This window comes from Sphingomonas sp. R647, from assembly GCF_020177055.1.
Lineage (GTDB): Bacteria > Pseudomonadota > Alphaproteobacteria > Sphingomonadales > Sphingomonadaceae > Sphingomonas.
The window spans coordinates 689,809-712,613 of sequence record NZ_JAIQXT010000001.1 but is presented as its reverse complement, the minus strand read 5'-3'; the positions used below and the strand labels follow the sequence as shown (position 1 = coordinate 712,613).

Annotated in this window: 19 protein-coding genes; 4 read left to right on the top strand and 15 right to left on the bottom strand. The window is 66.5% G+C overall.

Annotated features, from left to right (window positions below; genetic code table 11):
• Window positions 1-19 precede the first annotated feature (19 nt).
• Window positions 20-1,633: an alpha-N-arabinofuranosidase gene (locus K9B35_RS03240; protein ID WP_224920359.1), complete on the top strand. Its 1,614-nt coding sequence runs from the start codon at window positions 20-22 to the stop codon at window positions 1,631-1,633.
• Window positions 1,634-1,853: 220 nt separating this feature from the next.
• Here K9B35_RS03240 and K9B35_RS03235 read toward each other — a convergent pair whose 3' ends face one another.
• The 4 genes from K9B35_RS03235 to araD1 all read right to left on the bottom strand — a co-directional run bounded on the left by K9B35_RS03235 (window position 1,854) and on the right by araD1 (window position 4,995).
• Window positions 1,854-2,459 (bottom strand): DUF4291 domain-containing protein, encoded by a 606-nt coding sequence (locus K9B35_RS03235; RefSeq protein WP_224920358.1) that lies wholly within the window; start codon window positions 2,457-2,459, stop codon window positions 1,854-1,856.
• Between the two features lie 81 nt (window positions 2,460-2,540).
• Window positions 2,541-2,975 (bottom strand): DUF6678 family protein, encoded by a 435-nt coding sequence (locus K9B35_RS20330; RefSeq protein WP_412103431.1) that lies wholly within the window; start codon window positions 2,973-2,975, stop codon window positions 2,541-2,543.
• 110 nt (window positions 2,976-3,085) lie between these two features.
• Entirely contained in the window at window positions 3,086-4,009 is a 924-nt protein-coding gene (locus K9B35_RS03230; protein WP_224920357.1) for a Gfo/Idh/MocA family protein, read from the bottom strand.
• Window positions 4,006-4,995, bottom strand: a complete 990-nt coding sequence (araD1, locus tag K9B35_RS03225) for an AraD1 family protein (RefSeq protein ID WP_224920356.1) — start codon at window positions 4,993-4,995, stop codon at window positions 4,006-4,008. Before araD1 ends, K9B35_RS03230 begins: the two co-directional genes overlap by 4 nt.
• A 122-nt stretch (window positions 4,996-5,117) precedes the next feature.
• Here araD1 and K9B35_RS03220 point away from each other — a divergent pair, with 122 nt between their 5' ends.
• Entirely contained in the window at window positions 5,118-5,864 is a 747-nt protein-coding gene (locus tag K9B35_RS03220) for a FadR/GntR family transcriptional regulator (RefSeq protein ID WP_224920355.1), read from the top strand.
• Here K9B35_RS03220 and K9B35_RS03215 read toward each other — a convergent pair.
• From K9B35_RS03215 to K9B35_RS03175, 9 genes are read right to left on the bottom strand one after another with little or no spacing between them, the layout of a single operon-like run.
• Complete coding sequence (locus K9B35_RS03215; RefSeq protein ID WP_224920354.1) at window positions 5,861-6,844, bottom strand: aldo/keto reductase; 984 nt, start codon at window positions 6,842-6,844, stop codon at window positions 5,861-5,863. The genes K9B35_RS03220 and K9B35_RS03215 overlap by 4 nt on opposite strands.
• A 60-nt stretch (window positions 6,845-6,904) precedes the next feature.
• Window positions 6,905-9,211 carry a 2-hydroxyacyl-CoA dehydratase family protein gene (locus K9B35_RS03210; protein ID WP_224920353.1) on the bottom strand — a complete coding sequence of 769 codons (2,307 nt, stop codon included), beginning with the start codon at window positions 9,209-9,211 and terminating at the stop codon, window positions 6,905-6,907.
• Entirely contained in the window at window positions 9,211-10,458 is a 1,248-nt protein-coding gene (locus K9B35_RS03205) for a CaiB/BaiF CoA transferase family protein (protein ID WP_224920352.1), read from the bottom strand. Before K9B35_RS03205 ends, K9B35_RS03210 begins: the two co-directional genes overlap by 1 nt.
• Window positions 10,455-11,636, bottom strand: a complete 1,182-nt coding sequence (locus K9B35_RS03200) for a CaiB/BaiF CoA transferase family protein (protein WP_224920351.1) — start codon at window positions 11,634-11,636, stop codon at window positions 10,455-10,457. The genes K9B35_RS03205 and K9B35_RS03200 overlap by 4 nt, the downstream gene beginning before the upstream one ends.
• A complete protein-coding gene (locus K9B35_RS03195) occupies window positions 11,633-12,595 on the bottom strand; it encodes a CoA transferase (protein WP_224920350.1) in 963 nt (320 codons plus the stop codon). The genes K9B35_RS03200 and K9B35_RS03195 overlap by 4 nt, the downstream gene beginning before the upstream one ends.
• Entirely contained in the window at window positions 12,592-13,785 is a 1,194-nt protein-coding gene (locus K9B35_RS03190) for a CaiB/BaiF CoA transferase family protein (RefSeq protein WP_224920349.1), read from the bottom strand. The genes K9B35_RS03195 and K9B35_RS03190 overlap by 4 nt, the downstream gene beginning before the upstream one ends.
• Window positions 13,782-14,822: a TRAP transporter substrate-binding protein DctP gene (gene dctP / locus K9B35_RS03185; protein ID WP_224920348.1), complete on the bottom strand. Its 1,041-nt coding sequence runs from the start codon at window positions 14,820-14,822 to the stop codon at window positions 13,782-13,784. Before dctP ends, K9B35_RS03190 begins: the two co-directional genes overlap by 4 nt.
• Window positions 14,823-14,825: 3 nt before the next feature.
• Window positions 14,826-16,130, bottom strand: coding sequence for a TRAP transporter large permease (locus tag K9B35_RS03180; protein ID WP_224920347.1), 1,305 nt, complete (start codon window positions 16,128-16,130; stop codon window positions 14,826-14,828).
• Window positions 16,120-16,656 carry a TRAP transporter small permease gene (locus tag K9B35_RS03175; RefSeq protein ID WP_224920346.1) on the bottom strand — a complete coding sequence of 179 codons (537 nt, stop codon included), beginning with the start codon at window positions 16,654-16,656 and terminating at the stop codon, window positions 16,120-16,122. Before K9B35_RS03175 ends, K9B35_RS03180 begins: the two co-directional genes overlap by 11 nt.
• Window positions 16,657-16,781: 125 nt before the next feature.
• Between K9B35_RS03175 and K9B35_RS03170 the strand changes: the two genes are divergently transcribed.
• Window positions 16,782-17,264, top strand: a complete 483-nt coding sequence (locus tag K9B35_RS03170; RefSeq protein WP_224920345.1) for a MarR family winged helix-turn-helix transcriptional regulator — start codon at window positions 16,782-16,784, stop codon at window positions 17,262-17,264.
• A 43-nt stretch (window positions 17,265-17,307) separates the two neighbouring features.
• Here the strand turns inward: K9B35_RS03170 and K9B35_RS03165 are convergent, their stop codons facing one another.
• Window positions 17,308-20,007, bottom strand: a complete 2,700-nt coding sequence (locus K9B35_RS03165) for a TonB-dependent receptor plug domain-containing protein (protein ID WP_224920344.1) — start codon at window positions 20,005-20,007, stop codon at window positions 17,308-17,310.
• Between the two features lie 134 nt (window positions 20,008-20,141).
• Here K9B35_RS03165 and K9B35_RS03160 point away from each other — a divergent pair, with 134 nt between their 5' ends.
• Complete coding sequence (locus K9B35_RS03160; protein ID WP_224920343.1) at window positions 20,142-20,594, top strand: MarR family winged helix-turn-helix transcriptional regulator; 453 nt, start codon at window positions 20,142-20,144, stop codon at window positions 20,592-20,594.
• 37 nt (window positions 20,595-20,631) lie between these two features.
• On the opposite strand, the gene K9B35_RS03155 is transcribed toward K9B35_RS03160, so the two are convergent.
• Window positions 20,632-22,719 carry an acetate--CoA ligase family protein gene (locus tag K9B35_RS03155; protein WP_224920342.1) on the bottom strand — a complete coding sequence of 696 codons (2,088 nt, stop codon included), beginning with the start codon at window positions 22,717-22,719 and terminating at the stop codon, window positions 20,632-20,634.
• Window positions 22,720-22,805: the final 86 nt, after the last annotated feature.

The window sequence follows — 22,805 nt, the reverse complement described above, 5'->3', positions numbered from 1 at the left end:
GCAGCGGAGGGAGAGGATGATGAAGCACTTCATGCTGGCAGGATCGCTCCTCGCCACGGCAGTCCCGGCCCTCGCGCAGCAGGCCGAGGCTCCGGTCACGGTGACGGTTCAGGCGGACAAGGCGGGGCCGAAGATCAACCGCCATATCTTCGGCCAGTTCGCCGAGCATCTCGGCACCGGCATCTATGGCGGGGTGTGGGTCGGGGCGGACTCCAAGATCCCCAATGTCCGCGGCATCCGCAGTGATGTGGTCGCGGCGCTGAAGCAGATCAGCGTCCCCAATGTCCGCTGGCCCGGCGGCTGCTTCGCCGACGAATATCACTGGCGCGACGGCATCGGCGATCCGGCCAAGCGGCGGGTGACGGTCAATTCCAACTGGGGCGGAGCGATCGAGAATAACGCGTTCGGAACGCACGAGTTCTTCGACTTTATCGAGCAGATCGGGGCCGAAGCGTTCGTGTCGATCAATGTCGGATCGGGCAGCTACAAGGAGGCTGCCGACTGGGTCGCGTACATGACCGCCGACACGCGCAACACGGCGGGGCAGGAGCGCGCGGCGAACGGGCGGACCGAACCGTGGAAGATCCGCTTTCTGGGCATCGGCAACGAAAGCTGGGGCTGTGGCGGCAACATGCGGCCTGAACATTATGCCGATGAGCTGAAGCGCTACGCCCGTTTCGCGCGCAACTATAACCCCGCGCAACAGAGCTTCCCGAACCCCGCCAACCCGTCGGCACCGCTGCCGAATCCCGACCAGATGCTGCGCGTCGCGGTCGGCCCCAGCGATGGCGATACCGCCTATACCGAAGGGGTGATGAAGGCGTGGCAGGGCCGCGACTGGAGCTGGAGCATCGAGGGGCTTTCGCTGCACAGCTACACGCTGGTGAAATGGCCGCCGGTCTATGATTCGGTCAATTTCGCCGAGAAGGAATATGCCGAGCTGATCCAGTCCACGCTGCTGATCGACGAGCGCATTCGTAGCCATTCGGCGATCATGGACAAGTACGATCCCGACAAGAAGGTGCCGCTGATCGTCGATGAATGGGGCGTGTGGCTGGCCAAGCTGCCCGGCACGCCCGAGGGGTTCCTGCAGCAGCAGAATTCGCTGCGCGACGCGATCATCGCCGCGCTCAACTTCAACATCTTCGCCCGCCATGCCGATCGCGTGCAGGGCGCGAACATCGCGCAGATGGTCAACGTCCTTCAGGCACTGATCCTGACCGACGGGCCAAAGATGGTGCTGACCCCCACCTATCATATCCACAAAATGTACCGGCCGTTCCAGGACGCGACGCTGGTGCCGGTGAGCTTCGGCGCGGGCGAGTATCGCGAGGGCGCGGTGACATTGCCACGCGTCGATGCGGTGGCGGTGCGCGCGGTGGATGGGAAATTGTGGCTGTCGCTGGTCAATCTCGATCCGGCGCGTGTGGCGGAGGTCCGGCTGGAGATCCTGGGCGTAAGGGCGAAGTCTGCCGCCGGGACCGTGCTGACGGCCGCGAAGGTCAATGCGGTGAACAGCTTCGACGCCCCCGATGCAGTGAAGCCTCAGCCGATTGCAGGCCGGGTCGCGGGTAGCTCGGTGACGGTGCGTCTGCTGGCCAAGTCGGTGACGATGCTGGAGATCGTGGAATAGTCTGTCATCCGTCGCTCCTGAAAAAGCGGGGCGGGTGCAGCTGAAACTGACGAAGCTACGGGCAACGCACGCTATTCTGTCAGCTTTGGGCGGGATGCAGGCTGCGCAATGAAAATCGAAAAGGGCGTCCGCGTTCGGCATCGGACATTGCAGATATGGCGGGTCGGGGCTTGTAGGAAAGGGCTTTAACTCGCTTCTTGGCTGGTCGGCGGACCTGCAACTAATGTGGGTTCACCATGAGCGCCAGAAGCTCTGGCTTCGTGACAAGATACTCTTCTTCCATCGGAAGGAGTCGCTCAGCCTGTTCGAAACTCCCCGTATCGATCAAGCCATGCATTTCGTGGGCAAGAGCCGTAATGTCTTCAATGCTGACGATCCAGTCGCGGACATATCGTTCGAGCGCTTCGCTTTCGAGCCCCATTTGCAGCGAGCGGTGCGGAAGGGGGCGAAGTAACAGGTCGCGTTCGGGGTCCCATTGAACCCGAACGGGATGCCGTTTCTTGAACCGTATCCACTCGTCGTCGGTCATGCTTGGGTCGCGGTGGCTTGAACAGCCGTGCGCCAATGCCCACTCGAACCCGTCCCGAGTGATATCGATGGCAAGGATGCGCGTTTGTCCCGCATCCTTGAAGCCCCACCCGGCACGGTACATCATCCAGAGGAATGATGGTTTGATCCACGTCATCCGTGTCATGCTGAATGGCGGGGACACGAAAGTTCCGTTCGCCAGTGCGGCGTCAGCAATATCATCACGGTAAGCCTGGTAGACCCGTATCGTTCGCGAATTGAAGACTGCGCGGATCTGGCGAGGTGGAATGGCGGTCATATTTTCTGGCAGTTCTCTTGGGTCTGCTTTCGGGCGGGCGCGTGTAGGGCGAGAATTGGGTGGTAGGCGGATGGGCCGCCGTTATTGGTAGCCCGTGATTTTCAGGCCGTCCGGCGTGTCTTCCAGTGGGAACTGTCCAACTCGCCCCAACGCTGCCCTTATTGTCGTGAAATCCTGAGGCGTTCCCTGTTCCGCCAACCCGGCTAAGTTGCATGTCACTACGGTAGCGGGGATTACCAACCACTCGATAGATCGAAGCTCGATGGGTCCAAACTCGGGCGTATCGACCCATTGTGGTGGACTCCAAAAGCTATTCGCCCCGGGCCATCTCATGTGCCGTCGCTCGGGTTCGTTAGCGTCAACGAACTTGATCACCACTAAGCTTGGTTGCCAATCAGAGTCATTCACTGCCGCGAATAACTTACGCCATTTAATGTCCGACATGAGCGCGTGACTGAACCTCTGGCGGGTGAACCGGCTCAGCCGCTCCAAATCCTGACGGGTGTGGACGCTCATAGACTGACTCTGCACGCCCCTACGAATGTCTGCAATGGAGTCGTTAGCTGACAGTCTGCTCTCGTCGCCTGCCCCCACCCCCTCCATTGCAGGGAGGGGGCGTTGCCGGCTCACTCCTCGAACGGTTCGACCACGCAGTGCCGCCCGCGCAGAAACGCATCGGCGACGAGGCGGAAGGGGGTGGTGTCGAGGTCGCTCGCGCCCGCAGCGATCAGCCGAGTGAACTGCGCGTAGAGCGCGGGATATTCGCGATCCTCACCGCTGCGCGTGCCATCGGGCAGGGTGAGCTCGGCCCCGCCACGTGCCAGCCGTAGCGCGCCGTCAGCGGTCTCGATCTCGATATCCCAGCTTTGCGGGCCGGTCTGGCGGAAGTCGAAATCGGCGTCGATCGGCGCGCCACAGCCTGTCTCGAGCGTCAGGCGCGCGGCGATGGGGGCGTGGCGGTTGCTCGGTACCTCCAGCTCCGCGTCGCGCAGCAGCAGCGAGCCGGGCAAGATCTCGGTCACGATCGACAGCGCGTTGATCCCCGGATCGAACACGCCGAGCCCGCCGGGTTGCCAGATCCATTGCTGGCCGGGATGCCACACGCGGACATCCTCGCGCCAGGTGATCGTGCCGCGCAGGATGGTGCGCCCCGCCAGCCATGCGCGCGCCTCCGTCACACCGGCGGCGCAACGCGAATGCCAGGCGGCGAACACCGTCACCTTCGCCTCCTCCGCCAGTGCTTCCAGTGCCGCTGCTTCGGTCAGACTGGCGGCCGGGGGCTTTTCGAGTAGCACGTGCAGCCCGTGGCGCAGCGCGGTGGCGGCGACGCGGTGGCGCACCTGTGGCGGGGTGCACACCGCGACCGCATCGACCGCGATCCCGCTCGCGAGCAATGCCTCGATGCTATCGAAGCCGGGGACGCCGCCCAGCACCGCGCCGTCGGCGCTCGCGGTCGCGACCAGTGTGAAGTTCGGGTCGGCGGCGATGGCGGGGAGGTGCTGGTCGTGCGCGATCTTGCCGAGGCCGATCAGGGCGATCCGGATCGTCACAGCGCGCGCACCGTCACGGCCTCAGGCTCCGCACGCGCCAGCGGGTTGCGCAGCGGGAGCGTAAACGGCGCGGCCTCGATCTCGAACACATCGCCGGGCTGGGTCGCGATGCCGTCACTGAACGACAAGGTCGCGGTGCCGAAGAAGTGGACGTGCACATCGCCGGGGCGACGGAATCCGGCATATTTGAAATGGTGATGCTCCAGATTGGCGATGCTGTGCGACATGTTGGCCTCGCCCGTCAGGAACGGCTTTTCCCACAGCACCGCGCCATCGCGTATAATCCGGCTGGACCCGCGCACGTCCTGCGGCAGATCGCCGACCAGCAATTCCGGCCCGAGCGCTGCCGGACGCAGCTTCGAATGGGCGAGCCACAGGTAATTGTGCCGCTCGGTCACATGGTCGCTGAATTCGTTGGCGAGGCAGAAGCCGATGCGGTGCGGGGTGCCGTCGGGGCCGATCAGGTAGATGCCGGCCAGTTCCGGCTCCTCGCCGCCATCCTGCGCGAAGGCGGGCATCGTCAGCGGCGCGCTGATGCCGACCAGATGCGCGCCATCGCCCTTGTAGAACCATTCGGGCTGTTGCCCGACCGCGCCCGGCGCGGGCTTGCCGCCCTCCAGCCCCTCGAGGAACATGCGCATGGAATCGGTCAGCTTCTCGCCCGCAGCGGCGGCGCGGTGCATCTTGTCGCGCCCCTCTGCCGAGCCGAGATGGGTGAGGCCGGTGCCGGTCACCACGACATGGGCTGGGTCGATATGGTCGATGGGCGCGAGCAATTCGCCTGCCGTAGCCGCGGCGTCCAGATCCACAGCGTCGTCAAAGCCAGCTTCCTCTAGCGCCGCCGCAAGGCCAATCCCGCGCCCAATCGCCGCCTCCGCAAGGCTCCGAACATCGCTGAAACCGCGCACGAAACGCGCCGCGCCGTCGGTCGCGGCGATCACCCGGCGCGCGCCATCTGGCGCGCGGTGTTGAAGCAAACGAACCATGTAACCTCTCCCTTTTGTCGATAATTAGTCGGACATAATCCGAAAGGGAAGTTCATCCTGCGCATTGCGGGGGCGAATGTTGGGGCCTAATCAGACCGCTCCCAACAGAGAGGCGACAAGGATTGAAGCTGGACGATCCGTCCGAACCCGGCGAACCCAAACGCGAGCGCAGCACCGGCCGCCGGCTGCGCGGCGCGGTCGCGCATTATCTTGGCCGCGCGATCGTCAGCGGCGCGATTGCGCCGGGCGAGCGGCTGACCGGGGAGGTCGCCAATGCCGAGGCGCTCGACGTGTCGCGCAGCGCCTATCGCGAGGCGATTCAGGTGCTTACCGCCAAGGGGCTGGTCGAAAGCCGGACCAAGGCGGGCACGCGGGTCCAGCCGCGCAGCCGGTGGAATCTGCTCGATCCGGACATCGTCGCCTGGGCGTTTTCGGGGGAGCCGGATCCGGGATTTATCCGCGACCTGTTCGAACTGCGCGCGATCGTCGAGCCGGCTGCGGCGCGGCTGGCCGCGATACGGCGCGACAAGGACGACATCGCCGCGCTTAAGGGTGCGCTGGGCGGCATGCGGCGGCACACGCTGGCGACCGAGGCGGGGCGCGATGCCGACCGCGCGTTTCACGATGCGCTGCTACAGGCGACGCATAACGATGCCCTGATCACGCTGAGCGCCAGCATCGGCGCGGCGGTCAACTGGACCACCCGGTTCAAGCAGCGGACCAAGGCACTTCCGCGCGACCCGGTGCCCGATCACGCGCGGGTGAGTGACGCGATCATCGCGGGGGATGCGGACGCGGCCGAGGCGGCGATGCGCGCGCTGGTCGATCTGGCGTTTGAAGATACGCGCGCGGTGCTGGCCGAGCCCTAAAACTCCTCGGTATCGATCTCCGCCTGCGTCGCTGCCGGGTAGCGCGGCCCGGCGATCGCGTCGGGCGCGAAGATGCGGTCGAGTTCAGCCAGCACCTCGCCGGGCAGCGGTTCGACCGGGGTCGCGAAATTCTCAGCAAGGTGCGCGGGTGCGGTGGTGCCGGGGATGGCGACGATGTGCTCGCCCTGCGCAAACACCCATTGCAGGCAGAGCTGCGCCGGGGTGATGCCACGTCCGGACGCGATGCGTCGCAGCTGTGCGAGCAGGTCGAGATTGCGTGCGAAATTCTCGGGCGTGAAGCGCGGCATCATGCGGCGGATGTCACGCTCGCCCAGCGCGTCCGGCGAGGCCAGCGCGCCGGCGAGGAAACCGCGCGCGACCGGGGAAAAGGCGACCAGAGTCGTGCCCAGCTCCGCGCACGCCTCCAGCACGCCCAGTTCGACGTTGCGTGACCACAGCGAATATTCATTCTGCACCGCCGCGATCGGATGCACCGCATGCGCGCGGCGCAGCGTCGCGGCGGACACTTCGCTCAGGCCAATCGCGCCGATCTTGCCCGCCTCGACCAGCCGCGCGAGTTCGCCGACCGACTCCTCGATCGGCACGGATTTGTCCCAGCGGTGGAGATAGTAGAGGTCCACATGGTCGGTGCGCAGTCGGGTCAGCGACTGCTCGATCGTCGTGCGCAGCGTTTCCGGGCGTCCGTCGATCACGCGCTTCCCGTCGACGCCAGTCATCCCGCATTTCGACGCGAGGAAATAGTCATCGCGGCGATGCGCGACCGCCTCACCGATCAGGCTCTCGTTCGCGCCGAACCCGTACAGTGCGGCGGTGTCGAGATGGTCATAGCCGAGGTCGAGCGCCTGATTGAGCAACCGGATCGCATCTTCGCGCGCGGGCGGGGTGCCATAGGCGTGGCTGAGCGACATGCAGCCGAGGCCGACCGGGTTGACGGTGGAGGATGCAAGGCGGCGCTTCATGGGACACTCCGATACAGATTGCCGCCGCTCACTGACCCGCCCGATGCCTGCTGGCAAGCCTCAGCCGCGCCGTGCGGCATAGGCGCTGACCGGCCCTTCGAGGAATGCGGCGATCTGGCGATCCACCGCGTCACCGTCGCTCGCCTCGCGGTTATAATTGTCGAGGTCGAGGCTCAGTACCGGCACCCCCGCACGGCGCAGCGCGCGTAGCACGAACGGGTCGGCATCGCTCAGCGCCACCGCGCCGTCGACGGCGTGGCTCTCCGCCTCGCGGACATGCCATGCCCCGGCCCAGGTCGGCATGCGCAGCTCGTCGCCCATCGTCACGAAGCGTGCGGCGAGCGCGCGCAGCGGGTCCTGCCCGGGCGCGGTGCGGCGGATATAGCCATCGGCGGCGAGCGCGAGGTACATCGACCAGACGAGCACCGCGCCATGGCTCTGCTCCCAGCGCTGGGTGAAGCCCATGTCGCTCCACATGCCGCGCCCGACCCACATCAGGCGCAGTTTCTCGTTCGCGCAGGCGGCTTCGCCCGCTTCGTGCCGCGCCTTGACCTCGTGATAGAAATCCCGCGCCGCGTCGCGCGCCCATGCGGTCCCGCGATGCCATTGCGGCACCATCGTTGCGGGCATGGTGTCGCTGATCGACACCGGGGCGGGGTGCGCGCCGGCGATCAGGTCGCGGGTCTTGCGGTAATAATCCTCCTGCTCGTTCACCAGATCCATGATCCGGGCGAAGCGGTCGGGGTCGAAGCGGCGGTCGGTACTCGCCTCGATCCGCGCGATCACCGCGCGCAGTTCGGCGGTCATCAGGTCGAGCCGTTCGGGCTCGATCGCGCTGTCCCAATCGTCGTGCAGGCGGTCCCACCAGTCGACCGGGAAGTCGATGCGGCTTTCGATGCTGCGCTCGAACAGGAACGGCTCCGCACCCGTTTCGCGCGCCCAATGGTCGAAAATGCGCGGTGTTGCATCGGTGCCGAGCGGCGCCTGAACGAAGGCCGGGCGGGGGAGGCCGCCCCATGGTGCCTGTTCCGCGTCCACGTCGAACATCGCAGCGATCCCCTGCGCGCTATAGGCCTCGGCATCGCTGGGGTAGCCATGGTCGCGCAGTAGCTGGAAATAGCGCGGCGATTGCTGCTTCGCGGCAACGATCGATGCCCACCATTGGTTGACGACGAACGGTACGTCCATTGCACGCAGGATTTCCTGCGGCGAGTTGGCGTTGACGATGGCGAGTGGTGCGCCCGCCGCAACGGCGTCGCGCACGCCCTTGAACCAGTCGCGCTGATACGCGCCGAAGCTGGCGATCGAGGCCAGCGACTTGCGGCTGCGGCGGCCATCCTGCGGACGCGGCGCGGCACGCGGTGCGCCAGCGGTGGGGGCAGGGGGCGGTGGCGCACCGATCCGCTCGACTGCCAATCCGGCGGCTTCGAGTGTGCGCGCGAAATAGCCCGCATCCCATGCCGCCGCTTCGTCGCCGACGGATTCGACGATCACCGCGCGGGCGATCCCCAGTGCTTTCATCCGCGCGATCGCCGCGCTGGCACGCTCGGTTGCCGGCATCAGCTTGCGGGGGACCAGCCGGGCGGGGTCGGACAGGCCGTCTAGCGTCAAGGGGCTATCGGCCCAGCCAGCGACCAGCGGGTCGCCCCAGTCCTGATCGTCGGCTTTGGCATCCAGGCCACGGGCGTCGAGATCGCGCGCCCGCGCCGTGGAGAAGTGGGGAGAGCCAAGGACGAACACCGGCTCGCCGGTGGGTTCGCCCGGAACACGCCCGACCAGCTCCAGCCATTCCGCAGCCGGAAGGGCGTGCGCCGCACCGATCGCGGCGATCCGCATCACGCCCGATAGGCGCGTCATCGCCGCCGGACGCGCACGCTCTTCGGCGGCACATGCGGCGAGGTGATCGGCATCAACACCGCCGAGCCAATCGACGAGCTGGGCAATTCGCGCCGCATTATAGGAGCGGCTGGACTCGCGCGGCTGGTGCCCGAAATCGAGCATATGGATCGGCCGCTCGGCAATATCGCCCGCGCGGATCAGGTCCCGGACTGTCGCGAACAGCTGCGGCAATTCGCTATCGGCATGGGTGAACATCAGCGGGGTGCCGCTCGCATCGCCGACGATCTGCTGCAAGAGCGACCGGCCACGCTGCGACAGCGTGCCGTCGCCCGCCAGCGTATCGGCATCGGGCGTCGCGCCGGGGCGGGGGACCATGCGCACGGGCGCGCGACCGGCGGCGCGGAGCAGCGCATAGGGTGCGTCCTGCCCGAGCACCCGGATCACCGCCTGCCCCTCGGAACGCAGCCGCTCCGCCACCGCGCCGGGATCGTCGCACGCCGCGATCAGCTGTGCAGCTGCGTCCTGCATCAGATCACGCCCCGTTCGCGCAACGCGGCGATGCGTTCTGCATCATAGCCCAGCGTGGTGGCGAGCACGCGGTCGTTATGCTCGCCGACCAGGATCGGGGTCACATCATCAAAGCCGGTGTCCGCATCGGAAAAGACGATCGGGATGCCGGCGGTGCGCAGATTGACCTGCGAGCTATAGCTGGGGTGCGCGACCGGCACTGCCTCGTGCCGCGCAACCACGCGCGGGTCGTCCAGTGCGTCTTCCGGGTGGCGAACGGGCGCGACGGGCACGCCCTCCGCCTCCAGCACCGCGACGACATGCTCGACGCTGTGCTGGCGCGACCAGCCGTTGATCGTCTCCTCCAGCACCACCGCATTGGCAACGCGGCTGTCGCGATTGGCGAAGCGCGGGTCGTCCGACAACTCGGGCCGCCCCATCGCGCGGAACAGGCCCTGCGCCAGCTTCTCATGCACCGCGACCACCGCGACATAGCCATCGGCGCACTCGAACACCCCGAACGGCGACAGCCGCTGGACGGTCAGGCCGGTGCGCGCCTGCATCCCCGCCGCGGCCATTGCCGACCAGTTCTCGATCGCGACGAAGCTGGTCAGTGCGCCGAGCATCGACACGTCGATATGCTGGCCTATGCCGGTGCGGTGGCGCTGCTCGAGCGCCGAAAGGATGCCGATCACCGAGAATACCGGCGCGAGCATGTCCGCGATCGGAATGCCGATGCGCACCGGCGGCTCGCCCGGCCCACCGCTGGCATACATCGCGCCCGACAGCGCCTGAATGATGATGTCCATCGCCTTGCCCCCTTCCGGCGCGGTCGCGCCAAAGCCGGACAGCGAGCAATAGATGATGCGCGGATTGGCGGCCTTCGCGGCCTCATATCCGACGCCCAGCCGCTCGGCGGTGCCGGCGGTGAAATTCTCGACCACGATATCGGCGGTGCGGACGAGGTCGAGGAACACCTCCTTCGCCTCGGGCGATTTGAGGTTCAATGACACGCCAAGCTTGCCGCGCGCGCGGGTCAGATGGCTGATTGAGACATCGTCCTCATGCTTGCGCTCGACGGTGATGCCGTCGCGGCCGACATAGGGGCTGTTGTCGCGCGCCAGATCGCCTCCCTTGGGGTCCTCGACCTTGATCACCTCCGCGCCCAGCCCGGCGAGCAGCAGGGTCGCGTAGGGTCCGGCAAGCGCGCGGGTCAGGTCGATGACGCGCAGCCCTTCAAGCGGGCGTTCGCGGGTGGCTTCGGTCACGGGAGTCGTCCTTCAAGTGCAGCGGCCTGCGCCGCGGTGTAGCCTAGGGTCGCCAGCACCTCCGCCGTATCGGCACCCGCAGGACGGGCGACGGCGGCGGGGCTGGCGGGGGTGTCGGAAAGGCGGATCGGACAGCCGGTGTGGCGCACCGTCCCGCCGCCGGGTGCGGGCAGATCGATTATCATGCCGCGCGCGTGGTTGTGTTCGTTCTCCATCGCCTGCGCGACGGTAAGGATCGGCGCAAACTGCGTGCCCGCCGCGTCGAGGATGGTGAGCCATGCATCGCGCGGTTTTGTCGCCATCACCTGCGCGATGCGGTCCTTCATCGCGGGCCAGTTCGCCCGATCCATCTGCTTGTCGGCAAGGTCGGGCAGGCCGATCGTCTCGACGAAGATGCGCCAGTAGCGCGGCTCCATGTCGGTCGTCACCAGCCACTCGCCATCGGCGCAGCGCCAGATGCCACTGTCCGCGCGGTGCATCCCTTTGGGCGGTGTCTGGGCGAGGTCGGGGTTGCGCGAGAGGATGTTGCCGATCAGTGCGAGCGACGCGTCGGACATGGCGATGTCGACTTGCTGCCCCTTGCCAGTGGTCGCGCGCGCGATGACGGCGGCGAGGATGCCGATGACAGCGTTCGATCCGCTCAGCAGGTCCGCGACGGGAACGCCGGGAAAGGCCGGTCGCTCGGGGTCTTCGCCGATCCGCGACAGCGCGCCAGCGATGGCGAGCGCGACCGGATCATGGCCGGGCTTGCGCGCATACGGGCCAGTCTGGCCGCACAGAGTGACCGAGCAATAGATCAGCCGCGGGTTGCGCGCCGCCATCTCCGGCCAGCCATAGCCCATGCTCTCCATCACGCCGGGACGGTAATCCTCGACCAGGATGTCCGCCTGATCGATCAGCTTCAGGATCGCCTCGCGGCCATCGTCGCTGCCGGGATCGATCAGTACGCTCTTCTTGCCGCGCGCGAGGATGTCGTGCGCGCGCAGCCGGGCATTTTCCTCGTCCGACAGTCTGTCCCAACCGAACACCTTGCGCTGCTTGGCGAGCTCGCGCGGGTTTTCGATGCGGATGACCTCGGCGCCCAGATCGGCGAGCAGCCAGGTGCAATAGGGGCCGGGGAGGAACTTGCTGAAGTCGACGACCTTGAGGCCGGCCAGAGCACCTTGGCTTGCGGTCATTGCCCGTCCTCCAGCGACGACACCCACAGCCTGCCGGGCAGCTTCACGCCGTCGACATCGCGCCACAGCCCGCGCGCGGCGAGATGCTCGCTCGCCAGCGCGTCGGCGGGCGTGTCGATCCACGATAGGCCGAGCCCGTTCGCCTGCGACATTGCACCAAGCTCCGCACGGGTGTGTTTGAGGAAAAAGGCTTCGACCACCGCCTCCCATGCGATCAGCGTCTCGCGCGGCATGTCGGCGACCAGGATCGCGTCCCAATCGACTGCGGCGAGCGGCCCGGCGGCGTCGCCCATGGCCTTGACCATGCCGCGCATCATCGGCTGGTTGTCGACCAGTGCCCAGGTGACGAAGCCGTCGGCACAGGGCCAGATCTGCCGCACGCCGGACTTGCCGCGGATCAGCAGATTGCCGGTGCGGTTGCCGACGCGCCCGGTCCATTGCCAGGTCAGCGGCTCGCGATAATTGGCGAGGACGGCGGACTGATAGGCGGACACTTCGACCAGCTGCCCGCGACCGCTCGCCGCGCGGGCATGAAGCGCGGTGAGCGCGCCGATCACCGCCTGAATGCCGGCGAGCGCATAGGCCTGTTCGCCGGGCAGCGTCAGCGGCGCGCGGTCCGGGTCGCCGATGATCGTCATCAGGCCGGAACGCGCCATCAGCGTCAGGTCGGTTTCGGGGCGTCCATCATTGGGGCCGCCGGGACGGAAGGGGGCGACGACCACGTCGATCAGCTTGGGGTTGGCGGCGGCTAGCGTATCATGGTCGCGACCGGGATTGCGGAACAGGATATCGGCGGTGGCGAGCAGCGCGTCGACGTCGCCGGTCTGCTTGCCATGGTCCCATGCCGCGTCGCCCTGCTCGGTCCGCACGACGCGCGCGCCGAGTTCGGCGAGCATCCGCCCGGCGAGTTCGCCAAGCCCCTCGGTCAGGTCAACGATGGTGAGGTGCGCGAGCATCATGCGAGTGCTCCCGCGTCGGTGAGGTCGCGGACCTCGGCCTCGCTCATGCCGAGCAGGTCCACGAACACCGCATGGTTGTGCTCGCCCAGATTGGGCGGCGCGCCGACGCGGATCGCGCTGTCGGAAAAGCGCAGCGGCGGGCCGGGAATTTCGGTGTCGCCGAGCTTGCTGTGCGTGACCGGGTGGTAATGGCCGCGTTCGATCAGTTCGCGGTCGGTGAACACGTCGCGGCCGTCATTGACCGGCTCGGCGGGGATACCGATCGCGGCGAGCCGGTCGGCAAGGACGCGCTTGTCCTGCCCGCGCGTCCATGCCGAGAGGGCAGCGTCGAGGTCATCCTCATGCGCCTTGCGTCCGGCCAGCGTGGCGAAGCGCGGATCGGCGATGCCAGCGGCCTGCGCCAGTACGGCCCATTCGGCGTCGCTGCGCACCGCGATCGCGACCCACTGGTCCACGCCCCGCGCCGGATAGGCACCCTGCGGCGCGCGGTGGGGCGAGCGGTTGCCGGGCTTCCCGCCGCTGCCGGTCTGTTCGGCGGCGAAGCGGTCGGCCATCACGTGGATCAGCGGCTCGGTCTGGCTGATGTCGATCAACTGGCCTTCGCCGGTCTGGCGGCGATGTTCGAGCGCGGCGAGCGTCGCGACCGTTGCGAACATCGGCGCGACGACATCGCCATAAGCGAACGGCGCCATATGTGGATCACGGTCGGGCCAGCCTGACAGCGCCGCCATGCCCGACAGCGCACCCGCCGAATTGCCATAGCCGCGCATCGTGCCGAGCGGCCCCTTGCGCCCCGCGACGCTGACGCTGATCTGGATGATGGCGGGGTTGATCGCCCTCAGCGTGTCGAAGCTCAGGCCGATCCGATCCATATACCCATGGCTGAAATTCTCGACCACGATGTCGGCCCAGGCGACCAGCTTCTTTGCGACCTCGATACCGCGCGGGTCGTTGAGGTTGATCGTCACGCCGAGCTTGCTGGTGTTGGTGATGGCGAAAAAGGTCGAGGCATCGGGATCGCGGCCGGGGGTCGCGAACGGAGGGGACAGGCGGCCCAGATCCAGCCGCTTGCGCGATTCGATCTTGATTACCGTGGCGCCCATATCCGCCAGATCCTTGGTCGCGCGCGGCCCCGCACCGACCCAGGAGAAATCGGCGACCTTGACGCCTTCGAGGGGGAGGTTGCTCATCGTCCCGCCACCTTCGCGCTACACTGAATATCGCCGCCCGCGATCAACCGCTGTGCTTCCTCATAGATCGGCACCGCATCGATCCCGATCTTGCCCAGCCGCTCGGCCTGAATGCGCGCATCCTTGTTGTAGAGCGCGTCGAACGCGCGCTGTTCCGGCGCGGGGATGCTGGAGAAGGTGATCCCTTCCTTCTTCCCGTAATCGATCCCCGCCTGCTCGGCCTTGAGCAGCTGGCGGTTCAGCGCTTCCTCCCACACCTTGCGCCCCTCGGTCAGGATCGCCTGCAGGTCGGGCGGGAGCGTGCGCCAGGTCTTTTCCGACATCGCCCGCGCGGGATAGGCACCGCGGCTGAAGCGGATGGTGGTAAAATGCTTCGCCACCTCGGCAAAGTGCAGGCTGCGGATCGTGTCGGCGGGGGCGACGACGCCGTCGATCACGCCCTTGGCCAGCGCCGAATAAACCTCGCCCATCGGCATGTTGACCGGGTCCGCGCCCAGTTGCTTGAGGATGTCGACCGCATCGCTCTGCGCGCGCAGGCGCAGGCCCTTGAAGTCGGCGAGGCTGCGGATCGGCCGGTCGCGCGTCAGCACGCCGGGGAAATTCCCGCCCTGCACCGCAAGCACATGCAAGCCGTGCAGCTCATTCTCGAAATGCGGGAAGCGGTCGGCCAGGCAGTCATATACCGCCACCTGATCGGTGATCGTCCTGATCCCGCCATAATAGGCCGCCTGCCCGCGCAGCAGATGCGCGCCGCCCTTCGAGTAAATCGGGGTGATCAGGCCGATATCGGCAACACCGTGGCGCACCTCCTCCATACTCATATCCGACGAGATCAGCGCGCCGGACCAGAATGGCTTGAACGCGATGCGCCCGCCGCTCTTCGCCTCGACCCATTTCATCCACTCCTGATCGGCCAGACCGAACGGGTGGGTGGGGGTGTAGGGGCTGGCATAGGTCAGCACATGCTGCGCGGTCGGCTGCGGCGCGACGCTGCATCCGGCGAGCACGAGCGCGGCGAGGATCAGTGGCAAACGCATCGGTCAGGCCCCCATCACGCTGGGCAGCCACAGCGTCACCACCGGAAAGGCGATGATCATGGCAAGGTGGAAGAAATCGGCGATCAGGAACGGCACGATCCCGCGGAATATCTGCCCGAGCGGAATGTCCTTGCCGATCGCCTGGATGACATAGACGTTAAGGCCGAGCGGCGGGTGGACGAAGCCGATCTCCATCGTACGGACGAGGAAGATGCCGAACCAGATCGGGCTGTAGCCAAGCTCCAGCACGATCGGCAGGAAGATCGGCGTGGTCAGCAGCATCAGCGCCAGGCCATCGAGGAACGACCCCAACACCAGCAGCATCAGCGCGATGACGATCACGACCACGATCGGGCTCGCATCCATCTCGCGCACGGTGGTCGACATCAGGTCGGCGATGCCGGTCACGCTGATGAAGGTCGCAAACAGGATCGCGCCGAAGATGATCAGGTAGATCATGCCGGTGGTCGACAGCGTCTTGGCGAAGCTGTCGGCGATCGCCTCGCGGTTGAACGCGCCACGAATGCCCATCAGGATGAAGGCAACGATGACGCCGACCGATGCGGCCTCGGTCGGGGTGAACCACCCGATCATCAGCCCGCCGATCACGAACACGACCAGGATGAGGATGTCGATGATGCCGAGCAGCCCGCGCATCCGGTCGCGCCAGCCGACGCGCGCCGAGGGAGGACCCAGCTCGGGCTTGAACCAGCACAGGATCGCGATGGCGATCATGTAGAACAGCGCCTGGCTGAACCCCGGGATGATCGCGGCGGTGAACAGGCGACCGATCGAGACTTCGGCGATGATTCCGAACACGATCAGCGCGCCCGAAGGCGGGATCAGTGCGCCGAGCGTGCCGCCCGCGGCGAGCGCGCCTGCTGCAAAGCCCGGATTATAGCCCGCACGCCGCATCTCCGGCAGCGCCGCAGAGCCTACGGTCGCGACGGTTGCGAGGCTCGACCCGCTGATCGCGCCGAACCCGGCACAGCCGGCGATCGATGCGAGGCCAAGCCCTCCGCGCCGATGCCCGACGAACCGCGCGGCGACATCGAAAAAATCCCGGCTCGCCCCGGCGGCAAAGCACAGATGCGCCATCAACAGGAACAGCGGCAGGACGCCCAATTCATATTTGTTCGCGACCTCGAACACCACCACGCCCGCCTTCACGAGCGCGGCTTCGGGCGAGAGCATCACCATCAGGCCGACCACGCCGGTCAGCGCGAGGCTGACGCCGATCGGCACGCCAACGGTGAGCAGGCCGAGCAGCGCGAGGATGCCGATCAGGCCGATCAGTTCAGGCGCCATGACCAGCCTCCGGCGTTTCACGGGTAAAGGCATGGCGAACGAACAGGATCGCGACGAACACCAGAGCTGCGATCATCAGCAGCCGGAACCAGCGCAGCGGAATGTGCAGCAGCTCCGACCGCTCATGCCCGTTCCACAGGTCGCCGAGCAGGATCAGCGATCCTGCGGCGAGCAGCAGCACGGCGAGCGCGCCGAGCAGATTGGCGATCCGCGCCAGCATCGCGCGGCGGGCAGGGGAGAGGCGGTCGGTCAGAATATGCACCGCAGCATGGCCGCGCGACAGCGTCACCGCGACCATCGACGATGCGGCGATAAACACGATTGCCGCCTGCACGATCTCGATCGACCCGATCAGCGCGAACCCGGTGTGGCGGCCCAGCACCGCAATCGAATCCGCCGCCGTCGCCAACATCAGCCCGGCCGAACCGATATAGAATGCCGTCTTGCCGGCAATTCCCGTGACCGGGGCAGGGGGCGGCTCTTCGTCGTGCAGCGGCGCTGCTGCGTCGGTGATCGGGTCGGACACGCCTTGCCTCTCCTGATTGACAGCCTCTCGCTGGGGCGGTCTAACTGAATGGTAGGATCAAAACCGTAGATATTTTCAACCATCTGTCAATTGCACGAATGGCAAATGGCGACAAGGGGACACACGTGACGCAACTGCGCTCGAAAACGCCGGACGAACACGCAGCCGAAAACGGGCTGAAGCTCGGCCGGTTGGGCGATTATGTCGGCTTTCGCATGCGCCGCGTCCAGAACCAGCTGTCGGCCGATTTCGCCGCAGCGAGCGCGCATTACGGCATCCGCGCCGGCCTGTTCTCCTCGCTCGCGCTGATCGAGGCCAATCCGGGGCTGTCGCAACAGGAATTGTCGAGCACCGTCGGCCTCGACAAATCGATCACGGTCCAGATCGTCGACGAGCTGGAAAAGCGCGGCTGGGCGAAGCGCGAGCGTTCGACCGTCGATCGCCGCCGCCACGCGCTGACCATCCAGCCCGAGGGCAAGAAGACGCTCGATGACCTCTTCAACATCATGAAGGGGGTCGAGGCCGAGGTGCTGGCACAGCTCAGCGCCGAAGAACGCCCGATTTTCGACGCCGCGCTCGACCGGATGTACGCCGTCTTCCATCGCTGAACACAGGCGTCCGGGGGCAGCGCAAACCGCCCCCGGCACCCGCCTACATCCGGAAGCGCAGCGACGCGGCGAGCACGCGCCCGATCGGGTTGGCCGCCGACGGATCATAGCCGCCACCGCCATTCAGACCCGGCGCCACGTTCACATAGGGCGGCTGGAGGTCGAACAAATTGCGCACCTCAAGCCCGAGCTCGACCCCGCCGAACAGCGACTTCGCGCCCATTTCACCCAGGTTCCAGCTGACCGCCAGATCGATCGGGGTGTAGCTCTTGACCTTCTGATTGGGGTTGATCGCGGTGTTGGTATAGCCACCGACATGGGTCGCGGTCAGCTGTACCCGCATCGGCTCATAATCCCACACCACGCTGCCGCGCGCCTTGAACTTGAGCGGGTTGTAGATCGTGTTGAGGCGGCTGCGCGGCGTGCCTGCGGGCGACACGGCGGTCTCATAGTGGAAGAGATAGGCGCCCGCCGCGTTGAAATTGAACGTGCCCGCGTTCTCGGTCGGGACGCGCCAGTTCACCACGAAGTCCATGCCGCGCGTGGTCGACTGACCCAGATTGTTGTTCCGGCCATCGACGAACAGCGTGACATTGTTGGGATCGCCGCCTGGGAATGTGCCGCGCGCCAGCGTCACACCCTGTGACAGCAATTGCAGTACGCGATCACGCGCCGCCGTGCCGCGCAGGATGATGCCCGTCCCGGAAAATTCGGACTCGCGCGACAGGATGGCGAGGTCGGCAAGGTAGCTGTCGACCTGATTGATGTACTTCACGTCCCAATAGGTCGCGCTGACCCGCAAATTGGGCGTGACGTCCCAGTCGCCGCCGACCGACCAGGTGGTCGCCTCTTCGGGCGCAAGGTTGGTGTTCGGCCCCGAATAGGCAAAGCCGGTCAGCGGCGCGCCGCCGGCCGGGTTCTGATAGCTCTGGCCGAACAGATTGTTGCTGTTGCCGTAAATCTGCGAGATCAGCGGCGCGCGGAACGATGTGCCATAGCTGCCGCGCAGCACCAGCCCGCGCACCGGAGACCAGTTGACCCCGAACTTGGGATTGGTGGTGTCGCCGACATCGGAATATTTGTCGTAACGCACCGCCGCATTGATCTCGAGCCGCTCGAACCCGGCGGTGGCGTTGCCCGATCCGAAGATCGGCACCAGCAACTCGGCATAGGCGGAATCGACCCGGCGCGAGAACTGGCGGAAGGTGACCGCCGTACCCGCCGCGCCGCGTGCCGAACCCAACCGCGTCTCGATCTCCTGACCTTCATAGCCCGCAGCGAGCTTCACGCTGCCGCCCGGCAGATCGACGATCGACCCGTTGATCCGCGCTTCATAGCCGTTGAAGTCGTTCAGCGTCGGCGACAGCGTGAGGAAGTTGCTGATCGCTAACAGAGTGGCCGCAGACGTGCGGCCAAGGCCATAGGGGTCGAACGCGGTCGCAGGGTTGCTGCTCGCCAGCGCCGCGTTCAGCGCGGTCGCGTTGAGCCCACGCACCTGATCCGACTGGTCATTGCCGCGGCCATAGGTGAACAGACCCTCCAGCTCCCAGTCGCCGGGCAGCTTGAAGCGGACGCCCGGCGTGACCTGCCAGTTCTCGGCAAAACCACGCGAGACGTCGCGGGGCAGGTCGTTGCGGAAATTATAGTCGATCGTGTAGCTCGTGCCGGCAAAGCCGGTCGGGCGGACGAACCAGGCATTGGTCTGTGGCACCGTCAGCGTCGAGCTGAAATAGGCCGGAAGCCGCTCATATTCGCGCTTGCTGTAAAACCCGTCGGCGAACACCGTGAACCAGTCGGTGACTTCGAACGTCGCAGTGCCGTTGACCGAGTTATAGGTCTGCTTCGGGAACAGATCCTGCCCGACCAGATCGTCACAGCTGTTGACCGTGCCTGCAACCAGGCTGCCGACATTGGCCGGGGTCAGCTGCCCCGGCATCGCATAGGCGACACCGCCCGCACGCAACGTGCCGGGTGCGCAGCGCGTGACGCGATAGTCATTGCCGCCAAACGCGCGCTGATCGGAGCGGAAGAAGGAGCGGTCATCGCCACTGAGGTTGGAACGGCGCGAATGTTCATAGGCCAGCATCACCTGACCCCGGTCCCATACCTTACCGACCGCAACGCCGACCTGATATTCGTCGAAATCGGCGCCCCAGCCGCCGCGTGCGGTCGCCTCGATGCCGTTGAGCGTGCGGCGCGGGATCAGGTTGACGACGCCGGCAATTGCGTCGGAGCCGTAGATCGCCGACGCGCCATCCGCGACGACCTCGACACGCTCAAGCCCGAGCGTCGGAATGACCGAAGGTTCGAATGCGCGGCTGTTGTTCACCGCGCGGTGCCCGTCGACCAGAATCAGCGTCGCATAGGGGCCGATGCCGCGCAGGTTGATCGTGTTGCCATAGGTGATGTTGCCGCTGCCGCCGCCCTGCGCGCGCGAATTTTCGCTGACGCCAAGGTCGAGGACCTGCGGGATCTGCTGAATCAGGCGATCGGTGCTGATCGCTCCAGCCGCGGTGATATCCTCGCGGCCCAGCGCGATGACGGTCGAGCCGACCGGTGCTGCGCCACGCAGGCGGCTGCCAGTGACGATGATTTCGGATGATGCCTCGGCATCGGCCTGCTGCGTTTCCGGCCCGGCCGGCGAAGCCTCGCCGCTGTCCTGCGCGAATGCGGGCGCCTGCGTGGCGAGCATGATCGCCAAAACACTCCCGGCACAGCGCAACTGTCGTCCGAATCCAGCCATTGCATCCTCCCACCATGTATCGGTCGTTATCGACTCGAATAGATATGAACACAAACAATCCGTATCGTCAACGTTATCGCTCTGGATGGATGCCCGCATTGACGAAGTGGCTGAAATCGTGCTCACGCTTGGGCATGGCAGGGGAACAGGAACAGGTCGGCGCGCTCGGGCCGCTGGTCGGCTATCATTTGCGTCGCGCCTTTGGCGCCTTTGCGGCGGATTTCGCTGCGGCGATGGACGGGACTGGCATGCGCCAGGTGCTGGTCGGCATCCTTGCGGTCGTGTCGGGCAGCCCCGGGATCAACCAGGGCGCGGTCGGCCGTGTGCTCGGGATCAAGCGCGCCAATATGGTGTCGCTGATCAACGAGCTGGTCGATATGAAGCTGATCGCGCGGGTCATCGACCCGTCCGACCGCCGCGCCTTTTCGCTGACCGTCACCGATGCGGGGCGCGCGATGCTGACCGATTGCCTCGCACGGATCGAGGCGCATGAGCGCGAGATGCTCGCCGGATTGAGCGAGGCCGAGCGTGCGACGCTGCTCGACCTGCTCGGCCGCATCGAACGCCGCGATCCGGCGGCGGGTTAGTTCTGCAATTTCCCTCTCCCACAAGGGGGAGGGGAGCTTAATCGGCCAGGATCAACGCATCCAGCGCGACGACACCCTCACCCTTGGGATAGACCACCACCGGGTTGAGATCGATCTCACGGATCGACGGCGTCCCCGCCAGCACGCGACCAAGGCCCGCGATCAGCCGCGCCACCGCGTCGACGTCCAGCGCCGGCGATCCACGATAGCCGTCGAGGAGCGCGCCTTGCTTTAGCGCGCGCAGATCCGCGACGATCGCGTCATGCGGCAGGTCGTGCGGGAGCAGGCGAACGTCGTGGAGCAACTCAGCGGTCACCCCGCCGAACCCGGCGAGGATCACAGGCCCCCATTCCGGGTCGTTGCGCGCGCCGATGATCAGCTCAACCCCGCGCTTGCCCATCGCCTCGACCTGGGCGCCGTCGAGCGCGATGGCTGAATCATAGGCCGCAACATTGCCGTACAGCCGCTCCCACGCCGCCTCCAGCGCGGCATCGTCGGCGATGTTGAGGATCACCCCGCCCGCGTCGCTCTTGTGGCTCAAGTCCGCCGACTGCGCCTTGATCGCGACCGGATAGCCGACACGTGCAGCAATCGCCTTGGCTTCCTCCGCGTTCGCTGCAAAGCCGCCAGCGGGGAAGGGGATACCGACCGGGCCGAGCAGCTGCTTCGCCCGATATTCGGGGATGACGCCCGATGGCAGGTCGAGCGCCACCGGCGCGGCATCCGCCGTCGCAAAATCGCGTTCGGCGCGCTTGCCCAGATGCCGCAGCGCGCGGAACGCGCGGTCGGGTGAGGGGAAGTACGGCACGCCGATCGCGCGCAGCCCGTCGATATATTCCGCCGGCACCTCTGCCCCGTCATCGATCCCGGCGAAGATCACCGGCTTGTGCGGGTTGAGGGCCGTCACCGCATCGATGATCGCGGGGAATTTGCGCGCACAGGTCGCCGGGTCGGTCTGGATGATGCCGAACACCAGCGCCGCGAAGTTGTCGTCCTCCAGCAACGGGATCAGCGTGCGGCGATACAGGTCGGGATCGACCAGCGCCTGCGCGGTCAGGTCCATCGGGTTCGACACCGGGATGAAATCGGGGATCGACGCGCGCATCGCCTCCGCCGTCGCACCATCCATCGCGGGCAGGTCGAGGCCGATACTTTCCGCGAGATCCAGCGTCAGCGCCTTGAACGCGCCGCTCTCGGTCAACACCGCGGTTCCGCCGCGCCGGACCGGCTTGGCGCGCACGGCGAGCTCGACGACATCGCCCAGCGCTTCGAGGCTGTCGACCAGCACCACGCCGGCGCGCTCGACCTTGGCCTTCATCAACTGCCAGTCGCCCGCCATCGCGCCGGTATGCGTCGCCGCACTCTCCCGCGCCGCGCTCGACGTGCCCGGGTGAAGCAGGACGATATGCTTGCCCGCCGCGCGCGCCTTCTCCGCCAGCGTGAGGAACCGCGCAGGCTTGCGAAACTGCTCGACGATCATCGCGATCGCCGGAGTGGCCGGGTCGTTCAGCAGATGCTCGACATAATCTTCGACGCCCGATGCGGCTTCGTTGCCGGTCGACACCGACACGGTGATCCCCAGCCCCTTGGCCATCAACGTCGTGCCCAGCACCACCGCCATCGCGCCCGACTGGCTGACGATGCCGACTGCCGGTTTGCCGGTCAGGTCCAGCACCGGCGTCTCGACAAAGGTCAGCGGCACGCCGGCAGCATAGTTGACCATGCCAAGGCAATTCGGACCCTCGACCACCATGCCATGTTCGGCGGCGATCCGCGCGACCTCCGCCTGCGCTGCCAGCCCTTCCTCGCCCCCCTCGGCAAAGCCCGCCGAGAAGATGATCGCCGCGCCGACCCCGCGCGCCACCAGCGCCTGCACGGCGCCCAGTACCGCCGGTCCCGGGATCGCCAGCACTGCGGCATCGACGCCGTGCGGCAATTCGTTGATCGACTTGAGGCACGGCCGTCCGTCGATGTTATCGCGCTTGGGATTGATCAGGTGGATGTCACCCGCATAGCCATGCCGCTCAAGGTTGCGCAGCACGGAGTTGCCCAGCGCACCGGGCGTCGGGGAAGCACCCACGATCACGACCGAACGCGGAGAGAGCAGGCGGGAAAGGTCGGGCATTGTTCACTCTTTCAAGCCCCTCCCCTTCAGGGGAGGGGTTGGGGTGGGGCAGTCAATCTTGGCGACAGTCTCGGTGAGACTTCACT